8 protein-coding genes, 1 pseudogene and 1 riboswitch are annotated in these 14,416 nt (G+C 32.6%); of the genes and pseudogenes, 7 read left to right on the forward strand and 2 right to left on the reverse strand.

Annotated elements, in window-relative coordinates:
- The first annotated feature begins 7 nt into the window (after nucleotides 1-7).
- Nucleotides 8-3,214: a carbamoyl-phosphate synthase large subunit gene (carB, locus tag WY13_RS10910; protein ID WP_063555684.1), complete on the forward strand. Its 3,207-nt coding sequence runs from the start codon at nucleotides 8-10 to the stop codon at nucleotides 3,212-3,214.
- A gap of 27 nt (nucleotides 3,215-3,241) precedes the next feature.
- Nucleotides 3,242-4,411, forward strand: coding sequence for a M20 metallopeptidase family protein (locus tag WY13_RS10915; protein ID WP_063555685.1), 1,170 nt, complete (start codon nucleotides 3,242-3,244; stop codon nucleotides 4,409-4,411).
- A 698-nt stretch (nucleotides 4,412-5,109) separates the two neighbouring features.
- On the opposite strand, the gene WY13_RS10920 is transcribed toward WY13_RS10915, so the two are convergent.
- Nucleotides 5,110-6,324, reverse strand: a complete 1,215-nt coding sequence (locus tag WY13_RS10920) for a sensor histidine kinase (protein WP_063555686.1) — start codon at nucleotides 6,322-6,324, stop codon at nucleotides 5,110-5,112.
- 3 nt (nucleotides 6,325-6,327) lie between these two features.
- Nucleotides 6,328-7,005 (reverse strand): response regulator transcription factor, encoded by a 678-nt coding sequence (locus WY13_RS10925; protein WP_063555687.1) that lies wholly within the window; start codon nucleotides 7,003-7,005, stop codon nucleotides 6,328-6,330.
- 328 nt (nucleotides 7,006-7,333) lie between these two features.
- On the opposite strand from WY13_RS10925, the gene WY13_RS10930 reads away from it, so the two are divergent.
- The 5 genes and pseudogenes from WY13_RS10930 (at nucleotide 7,334) to hemL (ending at nucleotide 14,362) form a co-directional block, all read left to right on the forward strand.
- The gene (locus WY13_RS10930; protein ID WP_063555688.1) at nucleotides 7,334-8,284 is read left to right on the forward strand and encodes a glycosyltransferase family 2 protein; all 951 of its coding nucleotides are present in this window, start codon (nucleotides 7,334-7,336) and stop codon (nucleotides 8,282-8,284) included.
- A 62-nt stretch (nucleotides 8,285-8,346) separates the two neighbouring features.
- Nucleotides 8,347-8,766: a GtrA family protein gene (locus WY13_RS10935; RefSeq protein WP_063555689.1), complete on the forward strand. Its 420-nt coding sequence runs from the start codon at nucleotides 8,347-8,349 to the stop codon at nucleotides 8,764-8,766.
- Nucleotides 8,767-8,777: 11 nt separating this feature from the next.
- Nucleotides 8,778-10,958, forward strand: a pseudogene (locus WY13_RS10940) (glycosyltransferase family 39 protein).
- 578 nt (nucleotides 10,959-11,536) lie between these two features.
- A riboswitch (cobalamin riboswitch) is annotated at nucleotides 11,537-11,715 on the forward strand.
- A 147-nt stretch (nucleotides 11,716-11,862) separates the two neighbouring features.
- On the forward strand, nucleotides 11,863-13,059 hold the full coding sequence (gene hemA, locus WY13_RS10945; protein WP_063555690.1) for a glutamyl-tRNA reductase: 1,197 nt from the start codon (nucleotides 11,863-11,865) through the stop codon (nucleotides 13,057-13,059).
- Nucleotides 13,060-13,087: 28 nt separating this feature from the next.
- The gene (hemL, locus tag WY13_RS10950) at nucleotides 13,088-14,362 is read left to right on the forward strand and encodes a glutamate-1-semialdehyde 2,1-aminomutase (RefSeq protein ID WP_063555691.1); all 1,275 of its coding nucleotides are present in this window, start codon (nucleotides 13,088-13,090) and stop codon (nucleotides 14,360-14,362) included.
- Nucleotides 14,363-14,416 lie beyond the last annotated feature (54 nt).

The following is a 14,416-nucleotide window of genomic DNA, read 5'->3' on the forward strand; positions in this document are numbered from 1 at the left end:
GGTTTTTATGCCTTTAAATAAAAATATTAAAAAAGTATTGGTAATAGGATCTGGCCCTATAATTATAGGTCAGGCAGCAGAGTTTGATTATTCTGGAACTCAAGCTTGTGAATCTCTTAGAGAAGAAGGGTTAGAAGTTGTACTTATAAATAGTAATCCAGCAACCATAATGACGGATAGGGAAGTTGCTGATAAAGTTTATATTGAACCTCTTACAGTCGAATTTGTAGAAAAAGTTATAAAAAAAGAAAGACCTGACAGTCTTTTAGCAGGTATGGGTGGACAGACTGCATTAAATTTGACAGTGGAACTGTATGAAAAGAAAATACTTGAAAAATATAATGTGAATATAATAGGTACCTCTATAGAAGCTATAAAAAAAGGTGAAGATAGAGAACTTTTTAGAGATACTATGAATAAAATAAATCAGCCTGTTGTAGAAAGTGAAATAATAACGGATATGGAAAGTGGCAAAAAGTTTGCAAACAGAATAGGCTATCCTGTTATAGTAAGGCCTGCTTATACATTAGGGGGAACAGGCGGCGGAATAGCTGAAAATGAAGAACAGCTGGAAACCATACTGGAATCAGGACTAGAACTTAGTTCCATAGGTCAAGTACTTCTTGAAAGAAGTATAAAAGGTTGGAAGGAAATCGAATATGAGGTTATGAGAGACAGCTTTGGAAACTGTATAACTGTATGCAATATGGAAAATGTAGATCCTGTTGGAATTCATACAGGAGACAGTATAGTAGTAGCTCCTAGCCAGACATTATCTGATAAGGAATATCAAATGCTTAGAACTGCTTCTATCGATATAATAAATGAAGTTGGAATAGAAGGCGGATGTAATGTTCAGCTGGCACTTAATCCAAAATCCTTTGAATATGCAGTTATAGAAATAAACCCAAGGGTAAGCCGTTCTTCGGCTTTGGCATCAAAGGCTACAGGATACCCTATTGCAAAGGTTGCAGCTAAAATAGCTCTAGGATATAGACTAGATGAAATAAAAAATGCAGTTACTAAAAAAACTTATGCTTGTTTTGAACCATCTCTTGACTATGTAGTAGTAAAAATACCTAAGTGGCCTTTTGACAAATTTCACAATGCGGATAGGGAACTTGGTACAAAAATGATGGCTACAGGTGAAATAATGGCAATAGGCAGTAACTTTGAAGCTGCATTTTTAAAAGGTGTGAGATCTCTTGAGATAGGGACCTATTCTTTAGAATATAAAAAATTTAAAGACTTCAACATGAAAGAACTTAAAGAAAGAATAGCATATCCTGATGATGAAAGAATATTTGCAATGTCAGAAATGATTAGAAGAAAATATAGAATTGAAAAATTAGCAGAAATTACAGGAATAGATATATTCTTTATAAAGAAATTTCAGTGGATAATAGATGAAGAAGAAAAACTAAAGTCCAGTGACATTTCCAATATGGATAAAGAGTGGCTAACCCTGCTTAAGAAAAAGGGATTTTCAGATAAGGGCATAGCAGATATGCTTCGAGTATCTCCGGAAGAAGTATATAAGCTTAGAAATATATGGAGTATAACCCCGGCTTATAAAATGGTAGATACTTGTGGGGGAGAATTTGAAGCCTTATCACCTTATTATTATTCTACCTATGAGCAGTATGATGAAGTTGAGGTTTCAGATAATAAGAAAGTTATTGTAATAGGCTCGGGACCTATTAGGATAGGTCAGGGAATAGAATTTGACTATGCTTCTGTTCATTGTATAAAGACTCTTAGAAAGTTGAATATAGAAACTATTATAGTAAACAACAACCCTGAAACTGTAAGTACAGATTTTGATATTTCAGACAAATTGTATTTTGAACCTATAACGGAAGAAGATGTGCTAAGCATAATAGACAAGGAAAAACCTTATGGAGTAATACTTCAATTTGGTGGAGAAACTGCCATAAAGTTAGCAGAATTTTTAAAGGAAAAAAATATAGTTACTTTAGGCACAACGGCAGATCAGATAGATGAGGCAGAAGACAGAGAAAAATTTGATGACCTTTTGGAAAGACTAAATATAAGTAGGCCTAAGGGAAAAGGTGTTTGGTCTGTAGAAGAAGGATTGGAAGAAGCGAGAAGATTAGAATTCCCTGTACTTGTAAGACCATCCTATGTACTTGGTGGTCAAGGCATGGAAATAACTTATGATGAAAAAGAACTTACTTACTATTTATCCATGGCTTTTAAGAAAGATAGGAAAAATCCTATATTAATAGATAAATATTTGATGGGAAGAGAAATAGAAGTAGACGCAATTTGTGATGGACAGGATGTACTCATACCTGGAATTATGGAGCATCTCGAAAGGGCTGGTATACACTCTGGTGACAGTATAACTATGTATCCAAGCCAGAATATAAGCGATGAAATGAAGAAAAAAATATTAGATTATACAGTAAAGCTTGCAACTGGAATAGGAATAAAAGGTATGATTAACATTCAGTTTATAGAGTATAAGGGAAATCTGTATGTAATAGAAGTAAACCCAAGGGCTTCAAGGACAGTCCCTTATATAAGCAAAGTGAGCGGTGTACCTATAGTTGATATTGCAACTAGGGTAACTCTAGGTGAAAAGCTAAAGGATATTGGGTATGGAGTTGGAATTTCAAAAGAGCCAAATATAGTGGCAGTTAAGGTACCTGTATTTTCTACACAGAAGCTTCCAAATGTGGAAGTGTCACTTGGACCTGAAATGAGGTCAACTGGAGAAGTGCTGGGTGTTTCAAATACTCTTACGGGAGCACTTTATAAAGGATTTTTAGCTGCAGGAATGTTTTCTAATATGAAAAATGGAGTAATGCTTGCTACTATAGGAGATCATGACAAACAAGAATTTTTACCTATAGCTAAAGAGATTTACAAGATGGGAATAAAATTTATGGCTACTCGAAATACGGCAAAACTTTTAAGAGATAACGGAATTGATGTTAAAGAAGTTAGAAAAATGAACGAAGAAAATCCTAATATAATAGATGTTATAAAAAATGAAGAGGTGGATTTAGTCATAAATACACCAACTAAAGGAAATGATTCTAGAAGAGATGGATTTCATATAAGAAGGACAGCTGTAGAGAGAAACATTCAAGTAATAACCTCTTTAGATACATTTAGGGCTATGGCCTATGTTAAATCAGAAGATGTAGATAGCGATGAATTAGATGTATTTTCAGAATATAAGTAAAAATATAGTAATGAAAGGTTTGTAATTATGAATGATATAAAGGAACTTACAGAAAAGTATTACCCTGAAATAGTTGAACTGAGAAGACATTTTCATAAATATCCAGAATTAAGCAAAAAAGAATTTGAAACTCAAAAGAAAATCATTGAAGTGCTTAGTAAATTGGACTTGGATATTAGAAAAGCTGCTGGTACAGGAGTTATTGCTGAATTAAAAGGTGAAAAACCAGGTAAAATTATAGCAATTCGAGCAGATATGGATGCACTCGCTATAGAAGACGAATGTGGAAAGCCTTATCAATCACAAAATAAGGGTGCATGTCATGCTTGTGGCCATGATGGACATATTGCTATGCTTTTGGGAGTTATAAAAGTACTTAGTAATCTTCGTCATAAGATAAAGGGAACTGTAAGATTTATATTTCAACCTAGTGAAGAAGAAGTAGCTGATGGATCAGGGGCAGCGGCGATTATAGCAGATGGCGGACTAAAAGGTGTAGATGCCATTATAGGAGCACATTTATGGCAGCCTGTCAGCTTTGGAACAGTAGGAATATCTGCTGGTCCGATGATGGCAGCAAGCGATGAATTTTCAATAATCATTCAAGGAAAAGCAGGGCATGCTTCTATGCCTCATCAGACTATAGATTCCATATTAACTGCGTCACAAATAGTAGTAGCATTAAACACAATTGTTGGAAGAGATGTAGATCCAATGAAACAAGCTGTTGTGTCGGTTGGAGTGTTTAATTCAGGACATGTTTACAATTCTGTAGCAGGAAGAGCTGAACTAAAGGGAACAATAAGGACTCTTGATGAAAATGTACGAGAGAAAGTATTTGGACATATAAAAAAGATTGTAGAAGATGTGTGTGATATGGCAGGTGCGAAATGTGAAATTGAGAGAGATAGGTGTACTTATGTGCTGGCAAATGATCCTAAGGTTACTAGTATTGTTCTAGAAGCTGGTAGGGAAATGGTAGGACATAGAGCTCATGCCATAAAGCCTTTTATGAGCAGTGAAGATTTTTCTTACTATTTGCAAAAGATTCCCGGATGCTTTATCTTTGTAGGTGTAGGTAATCCTGAAAAAGGTATTATATACCCTCAACATCATCCTAAGTATGATATAGACGAGAGAGCCATGGCATATGGAGTAGAAGTCATGAGCAATGCTGCATTGAAATTACTAAATTAGGTGCCAGGCACCATGATGGAACATAAATGTCCCACTATGGTGCCTGGCACCTATAGTATTTATAGAGTTTCTAAGTAGAAAGTTTACTTATAACAGCCATATACTAACAAATTTTATTACACTAAAAACTTTTAATAAGTCTAAAGCTTGGTATTTTGAAAACCTAAAGGTACTTAGATAAACTCGTACCTCAAACACATCAAAGTACCTAAGGTTTTCTAAAATACCAAGCTAAGACTTATTTATAAAAGTTTTTAAATGTAATTTCAATTTTGTTAGTATATTTTATGTATAAGGTAAAATTTCAATTAGAATATCTTATATAATATTATTTGCAAAAATAAACATATGTGTAAAATCTCTATGGAGTTTATATATGAAAAGTTCATTTATACTAATTTATATACTGACAAATTTAACTTAGAAAACCTATCTAGATTCTATAACTTAAAAATCAACTTATACGCAGGCATATTTTTACAATAATGAAGCTCTTTTAAATATTTTGCATATAAGTCTTAGAAAAAAATTTTTAAAAAATCTAGAACTTTTGAATTGTTTGAGGTACGAGTTTTCAAAAGTTCTCAGTATTTTTTTGAAATTTTTTCTTAGTCTTATCAAAATATTTAACGAGCTGAAGGTTGTAAAAAATATCCGGAGTATAAGTGATTTTTCGTTTATAAATCCTATAGGGATCTTTAACTCACCGGAAATATAACTTTAAAAGTAGATCCTTTACCTACAGTACTTGATACATCTATAGTTCCATTATGTTCCTCCACTATGCATTTTGCAATGGAAAGTCCAAGCCCAAAATTACCCTGCCTATTTGATCTAGATTTATCAACTTTGTAAAATCTCTCAAAGATTTTATTTAGATGTTCTGGAGCTATGCCTTCCCCTGTGTCAGACACTATTATTTCAACTTTATTTTTTACCTTTTCTAAAGTTACTTTGATGGAGCCACCTTCAGGGGTATGTTTTATTGCATTGTCAATTAAGATAGTTATAAGTTGGTTGATCCTTCCCTCATTCCCTAAAAAAATTACATCCGGATGAATATCTGATAAAATGGATATTTTATGTTTTGTGGCAACTGGTTCAAGAGGAACTACGGATTTAGTTACAGCGCTGCTTATGTCAAAAGAAGAAGTATCAAATCCGTTTTTATGAGAATCTGATCTAGCAAGAAATAAGAGGTCTCCTATGAGTTTAGTCATTCGTGTAGTTTCAACCTTAATATTTTTAAGCCATTTATCCTGGCTTTCTACAGTTTCATCTTTATTGTCTAGTACTATATCCAAATTAGTGGTTATAACTGCAAGGGGAGTTCGAAGTTCATGTGATGCATCTGCAGTAAAAGCTTTTTGTTTTTTCCAAGCATTTATAATAGGTTTTAAAGATATATTGGCAAGGAATAAGCTTATTATAAATACAAAAACGAGGCTTATTATATAAATTGTTACAGATATAGTAATTAACCGACGCAGTACTTCATCATCGAAGGACTTATCTTGAAAAACCACAATAAATCCGTAGCTTTTAGGAACTTTAATATATCTTAAAATATAATTTTCATATGTTGCAGTACCATTTGGCTTATTTTTTTTCAATATTTGTTCTAGTAGTTCTTTATAGTTTTTTTCAGACAATGGGGAATTAGGAGATATCTCTTCAATTTGATTTTTAAAATTTATTTTTATAAAAAAACTTTCAGAAGCAGTCATGTTTTTGTCGTGAGGCCTGGAGGGGGGGATATTTTCCATTTCAGCTGTTTTACTCATACGTATATAGGCAGAATGTTTAAAACTTGTGCTCATAAGTATATATATGCCTGAAAATATCGTTATTAATACCAAACTTGTAAGTATTAAATTGATTAAAATAAGTTGCATTTTTAATTTACGAAACATAATTTAAACCTCTTTTAAGCAGTAGCCTATGCCTCTTATAGTTTCAATGACTACATTACATTTTAATTCCCTTAATTTCTTCCTCAAATAGGAAAAATAAACTTCAATATTGTTATTCATCTCTATGTCGGAATCAAGTCCCCATACTCTATCTAGTATCTGATCTTTAGTTAGAACTTGATTTTTATTACGCGCTAAAAGTTCTAGAAGTTGGGACTCTTTTGTAGTAAGTTTAGTTTTGTTACCATTGCATTGAATTTCTCCCCTCAGTGGATCGAAAATTAGAGAGGACAGCTTGATGCTTCCATGTTGGATAAAATCTGTATGCCTTCTGCTGAGAGCCCTTATTCTAGCTAGCAGCTCCTCTTTAGAGAATGGCTTCACAAGATAGTCATCTGCTCCATTGTCAAGTCCTTCTACTCTATTTTCAATGGAATCCATGGCTGTAAGCATAAGTACAGGGGTTTCAATACCCTTTTTTCTTATAAATTTTAAAATATCAAGTCCATTCTTTTCGGGAAGCATTCTGTCAAGTATTATCAAATCATATATTTCTGATTCTGCCATTTCTTCGCCGGTGATTCCGTCGTAAGCTGCATCTACAACATAATTGTTTTTCTTTAAGATATAGACTAAGGCATCCGAAAGCATGACTTCGTCTTCCACTAAAAGTAATCTCATAATAAAAATTCCCTCCTTATATCTAATTATTATACTATAAATTATATGATTTTAAATTTAATTTACATTTATTATTATTCTTTTAAGTTTCTTTTAAGGTTGAAACCTCAAAATAATAACTAAGCTAGATCGATAAAGTTTCTAAGGTATTTGAAAGAAAATAACAAGTCAAAGATGCGGCGGATATTTTTTATCAGACAAGGGGGTAGGTTCCGCAGATAGTGAATCCTATTTAAGGGTTCTACCGACGCAGTATGATAAAAAATAGGCTAGCATACTGACTGGTTATTTCTTTGAAAATGCCTAACATTAAATTGAGGTGAATAACATGAATGAAAATCTAATGTATTCTATAGTAGTACCACTGTATAATGAGGAGCTAGTGATAGATGAAAGCTATAGAAGACTTAAAAAAGTTATGGACTCTACTTTAGAGAGTTATGAAATTATATTTATAAATGATGGAAGTAGTGATAAGACTAGGGAAAAGACGGAAAAGATATGTAATGAGGATAAGAACATAAGACTTATTAATTTTTCGAGAAATTTTGGTCATCAATGTGCTATAACTGCGGGAATGGAAAACTCCATAGGGCAGGCTGTAGTTGTAATAGATGCAGATCTTCAAGACCCTCCAGAAGTTATTTTAGATATGATTAAGAAGTGGAAGGAAGGCTATGATGTCGTCTATGGAAAAAGAGCTAAGAGGGAAGGAGAATCATTTTTCAAGAGATTTACAGCAAGGTCATTTTATAGACTATTAAAGAGTATGACTAGCATTGATATTCCTGTAGACACTGGAGATTTTAGACTTATAGATAGGAAAGTGTGCAATGCATTGAATTCACTACCGGAAAAAAACAGATATGTGAGAGGGCTTGTAAGTTGGGTTGGGTACAAACAGACCTTTGTGGAATTTGTAAGGCATGAAAGATTTGCAGGGGATAGTAAATATCCACTTAAAAAAATGCTGAAACTAGCCTTTGATGGTATAACTTCATTTTCTTATAAGCCGCTTATGCTTGCTGGGTATTTAGGAGGACTGTCACTTTTTATTGGATTTGTTTCAATCATAGTTGAGTTTACAAAATGTATATTACAGAAAACAAGTATGGTAAATTTTGGGCTTGTAATATCAATTAATTTGATAATGTTTGGGACAATATTAAGCTGCATGGGTATAATAGGCCAGTATATTGGGAGAATTTTCGACGAAAGTAAGGGAAGACCTAATTATGTTATTGAAAATATAGTAAATAAGGCATTTGAAAGAAAATAACAAGTCAAGGATGCGGCGGATATTTCTTTGAAAATGCCTAATAGAAAGGAATGAATATAAATATGGATCAATTAATTAAAACTATGAATTTTATTTTCAATGGTAAACTAAAACTACTAAGTCGTTTTTCTGCCACTGGTGTCATAAATACAATAATAGATTTTGCTGTATTTACTCTTTGTCAAAGTGTATTTGGACTGCATTATACAATAAGTCAGGTTATAGGTTATAGTTTTGGAGTTGTAAATAGCTTCATATTTAATAAAAAGTGGACTTTTGAATACAAAAGTTCTGGGAAAAAGGTGGTTCGAGAGTTATCTCAATTTGCAATGGTAAATTTGATTTCACTTGTTGCAACACTTGTATGTATGAAATTTTTAGTAAGTGATTTTAATTTAAACGTATATTTATCAAAAATAATTGTAACACTTATAGCTCAGGTAATAAATTTTTTATTATATAAAATATGGGTATTCAATTAAGGGGGAAATTTATGAGGAAATTCAAATTTACAAAAGAAAGATTTGCACTATGTATAATTTTGGCCATATCTGTAATATTGAATTTTGCAAATTTAACTATAGAGGGATACGGAAATGGATATTATGCTGCAGGTGTAAAGAGTATGCTCATGAATTTTAAAAATTTCTTTTTCGTATCATTTGACCCAGCAGGATTTGTATCTATTGATAAGCCACCTTTAGGTTTCTGGATACAGACTATATCAGCCAAAATATTTGGATTTAGTGGATGGAGTATATTATTTCCCGAGGCTCTTGCCGGAGTAATTTCAGTTGGAGTTTTATATTATATAGTAAAAAGATCTTTTGGAGAGATAGCAGGACTTATATCAGCTCTATGCCTTGCAATAACACCAGTTTTTGTAGCAACCAGCAGAAATAATACTATAGACAATCTATTAATTGTGATATTACTTTTTGCCTGCTTATTTTTATCCAGAGCTGCTGAAGAAGGCAAGCTTAAATATCTAATAATAAGTTTGGCTCTTGTAGGATTAGGGTTTAATATAAAAATGCTTCAGGCATATATGATAGCTCCTGCTCTATATATAACTTATTTGATTTCTTCAGCTGTACCTGTAAAACAGAGGATAAAACATTTAATTATAAGTACACTTATTCTTGGAGTAATATCTTTATCCTGGGCAGCAGCAGTGGACTTGGTTCCATCGCAAAACAGACCTTTTGTAGGGAGTAGTACAAATAACACCGTTACTGAACTTATATTTGGACATAATGGATTGGAAAGACTAAGTAGTACTAATGGTGGTATGGGTGGAGGACCATCAGGAAGGGTAGGAAAATCTCAATCTAAAGAATTTAAAAATAGTTTAGGCAAAAACCAGTCAAATTCACAAAGTGGAAACAGTAATGCTCCTAGTGGAATGACACATCTACAAAATTCAGGAAATTCCAATGGCTGGAGATTTGGAAGTTCTACTCAAGGTCCACAAGGAGGTCCGGGAGGTCAGAACGAAGGCAATTCCAAAAATCAAGTAGGAGGACCTAGTGGAAATGGACTTTCAGGAAGCTTTGGAGGACAAACAACAGCAGGTATTACCAGATTATTTTCTAAAAATGTTCTGTCAGATCAGATAGTTTGGTTTTTACCTCTAGCTATATTTGGATTTATTGCAGCTGCAATAATAGAAAAACTTAAATTCCCATTTAATAATAGGAAAAAGCTAGATTTGGTATTATGGATATTATGACTGGTACCTGAATTCATATATTTCAGCTACACAAAAGGATTGTTCCATCCATATTATTTAACAATGCTAGCACCTCCCATTGCAGCTTTATGTGGAATAGGACTTACTTCCGCGTGGAAGCTATATAAGGAAGGCAGCATAAGATCATTGATAATGCCTGCAGCATTTATTGCAGAAGGATTAGTACATCTTTTGATGTTATCTTATTTTACTACTACTATATCCACTACTATAAAATCTATAATTATAGCAGCTATCATATTGTGTTTTGGATCTGCTGCACTGCTTATAATATATAGAATATGTAAGAAAGGAAATTTGGATCAGGGTAATAATGAAAGGTTTGCTAAGATATTTACAACACTTGCCCTTGTAGGAATTTTGGTAACACCTGCTATCGGTTCTGCTGCTGCTATAACCCACAGCTTAAGTTCTTTGCCTGCTGCAGGATTGGAGCTCCTGTCAAATAGTAAATCAGGAAATTCCATGATGATGGGTGGGCAAAACAACAGTAAGAATTCACAGCTTATAAAATTCCTTGAAAGTCATACTTCAAATGAAAAATATGCTCTTGTAGTTTCCAGTTCTGCTTCTGCTGAAGACATAATAATTGAAAGCGGCAAAAGCATAATGGCCCTTGGAGGTTTCTCAGGATCTGATAAGATACTTTCCTTAAGTGAATTTAAACAAATGGTTAAAAAGGGTGAGGTAAGATATGTACTTACGGGAGGTATGGGAGCAAGAGATTCCCAGGATATAATGAATTGGATCCAGAAAAATGGAAAAGCTGTTTCAACTACTGAATGGAAAGATACTGCTAATTCTCAAGCTCAAAAAAGTGTAAATTCTAATAATAAAAAAGACAATAGTAGTTTCCAGCATCAGGGAATGGGTGGCATGAACAATGAAACGCTGTATGATTTAAAAGGCACTGTAAAATAGATGTAGAGTTTCTTGATTGAAAGTAACCTTATACAAAGCATGTAATGACAAATTTTAGCACTATAAAAACTTTTGACAAGTCTAAAGCGAGGTATTTTGAAAATCTAAGAATCTTAGATAAACTCGTACCTCAAACAATATCTAAGCTCCTAAGATTTTCTAAAATACCTCGCTAAGACTTATGGAAAAGTTTTTAAAAGTGCTTTCAATTTTGTCATTACATTTTATGTATAAGTTTAAATTTCAATTGGAAATTATACATAAGTTTTCTAATTTAAAAATTATCTTATGCGTAGAAATATTTTTACAATAATGAAGCACTTTTAGATATTTTGTGTATAAGTCTTAGCAAAAAAATTTTAAAAAATCTAGAACTTTTGAATTGTTTGAGGCACGAGTTTTCAAAAGTTCTCAGTATTTTTTTAATTTTTTTGCTTAGTCTTATCAAAATATCTAACGTGCTGAATGTTGTAAAAATATTCGAAGCATAAAGCAATTTTTTACTTAGAAACTCTATAGTTGATTCTTTTTATGATAATGTTATAATTAAGGTGAAAATTAATGTTGTAAAATAAAATTTAATAAATAATAGTATAGGTTTAATTGCATTTAATTAAAAGGGAATCAGGTGGAAATCCTGAACTATCTTGTAGCTGTATTAGGTGAATTTAAGTAAGACAAGCCACTTGTAAATAGGGAAGGCATACTTAAATGATGAAGCTTAAGTCAGAAGACCTGCCTATATAATAGGCCATTAACTCTACAAGTGATAGGGGGCATTGTAATAAATAAAGTATTTATTACTTATGTTTTATGTGTAAAGACCTTTTAACACTTAGTTAAAAGGTTTTTTAGGTATATAGTGAAGTTATATTAATATAGTTGTAATATTGGAGTTGATAAAATGATACAACTTATAGGGGTAAAAAGTGAATGTGATATTGAAGTAAGGCAGAAGTTCTCTATTGTATCGTCAAAATTAGAAAATAAATTGAAAAATGTTTATAAAATTACAGCAAACGTTTTAATTTTGAGTACTTGTAACAGAACAGAAATATATGTGGATTCTGATACACAAGGGGAAGAACTAATAAATGCTGTATTTGATGCTTTAGATTGGAGCAGGAAACTTATTACATATACCTTCTATGCAAAGAATGAAGATGCTATCAAGCATTTAATGGAAGTAAGTTGTGGTTTCCATTCTAAAATTTTGGGAGAAGATCAAATTTTAGGACAAATTAAGACTGCATATAATATGGCATTGAAAGTTAAAACTATAAAAGGACAGCTTCAGAGGCTATTTCAGAATGCAATAACCTGTGGTAAGAAGTTTAAGCATGACTGTGAAATATATAAAATACCTGTATCGGTACCATCAATAGCTGTTAAAGAGGCAGAAAAGAGAAAAATAAAAAAGTATATGATAATTGGATTTGGAGAAATAGGAAGACTTGTCCTCAAATATTTAGCTGCCTTGAATACCGAAATAGTATATATTGTAGTACGTGATTTGAACAAAGTTAAAGATTTATATGAAAATTGTAACTGGATTAAGTTCATAACTTTTAAAGAAAGAAAAGCTTATTATAGTAATGTGGATTGTATTATAAGTTGTACTTCTGCACCTCATGCTGTAATTTATAAAGAAGAACTTCCTAAAAGGGAATTTCTCATATTTGATCTTGCAGTACCTAAAGATATAGATGCAGGTGTATTAACTCTTCCGGGTGTAAAAGTATATGACATAGATAATATAAGCAGTATTGATGAAAATAATAAGATTATGCGAAAAGAAAAGATGGAAAAGTACAGGTATATTATCCAAGAGTATATAGATGAATTTATAAAATGGCAGTCTTTAGATGAGCTTTCACCGGAAATACAGAAGATGAAAAGTTTCGGAAGTGAAATATGTGAAAAGAGGATAGAGACTTTTAAAAATAAAAGGTATACCAAGGATAATGAAGTACTCGTACAAACTATGATACAGAGTACAGCCAAAGTGTATATAAACAGGGCTATAGATGTATTAAAAGAAGCAAAACTTCAAGGAAAAGAAGATGAATATTTAAAGCTTATAAATAAAATATTCTGTTAATGATGAAGAAATGGAGATGTAAAACTTAATGAGAAATGATGATATATTTAATGAATCCAAATCATACATGCCAGGAGGAGTAAATAGTCCTGTTAGAGCATTTAAAGATGTGCCTTTGAATCCACCTGTTATAAAGAAGGGAAAAGGAGCTTATATCTATGATGAGGATGGTAACAAATACATAGATTTTGTATGCTCCTGGGGGCCTATGATTTTAGGACACTGTGATGATGATGTGGTAAAGGCTATAAAGGATACAAGCGAGAATGCTATATCTTTTGGTGCTACTACAGAGCTTGAATTGGAGCTTGCAAAATATGTATGTACCACTTTAGATAATGTAGAAATGCTTAGAATGGTAAATTCAGGAACAGAAGCAACTATGAGTGCAGTAAAGCTTGCTAGAGGATATACTGGAAGAAATAAAATAATAAAATTTGCAGGCTGCTATCATGGCCATTTTGATGATTTTTTAGTAGAAGCAGGTTCTGGAGTCATGACAGAAGGAATTCCAGGAAGTGCTGGAGTTCCTGGGGACAGTGTAAAAAATACTTTAATAGCTAGGTATAATGATCTCTCTAACGTGGAGAAGATTTTTGAGAAGCATGGTAAAGACATTGCAGCAATTATAGTAGAACCAGTAGCAGGAAACATGGGCGTAATTCCTGGAGATGCCAATTTCTTAAAAGGACTTCGCAGTATTTGTGATAAAAATGGAAGCTTGCTTATTTTTGATGAAGTAATGAGTGGATTTAGGGTAGCCTATAAAGGAGCCCAGAGCATTTATGGAATAAAACCGGATATAACTACTTTTGCAAAAATTATAGGTGGAGGTCTTCCTTGTGGGGCTTATGGGGGAAGAAAAGAAATAATGGAAAAACTTTCACCAATGGGACCTGTCTATCAGGCAGGAACAATGTCCGGAAATCCTCTTGTAATGGCTGCAGGAATTGCAACTTTAAAGAAAATGCACGACAATCCTGAATACTATGCACATCTTGAAAAATTGGGTGCAAAATTGGAACAGGGTATAAAGGACATAGCAAAAAAGAAAGGCATAAATGTTGTAGTAAATAGGTGCGGAGCAATGTTTGCTATATTCTTTACTAAAGATTCAAAAGTTAGAAATTATGAAGATGCTAAAAAATGTGATACTGCTCTTTTTGCAAAATATTTTCAGCATATGATAAGTAAAGGCATATATATTGCACCTTCTCAATTTGAAGCTATATTTTTAAATGTGAAGCATACTGAAGAAGATATTGATAAATTCTTAGAGGCATTCAGCACATTTGAAGCCTAGAGTGTAGAGTTTCTAAGCAAAAAATAAACTTATGCTCCGAATATTTTTACAAAC

This window comes from Clostridium ljungdahlii, assembly GCF_001636845.1.
Lineage (GTDB): Bacteria > Bacillota > Clostridia > Clostridiales > Clostridiaceae > Clostridium_B > Clostridium_B ljungdahlii_A.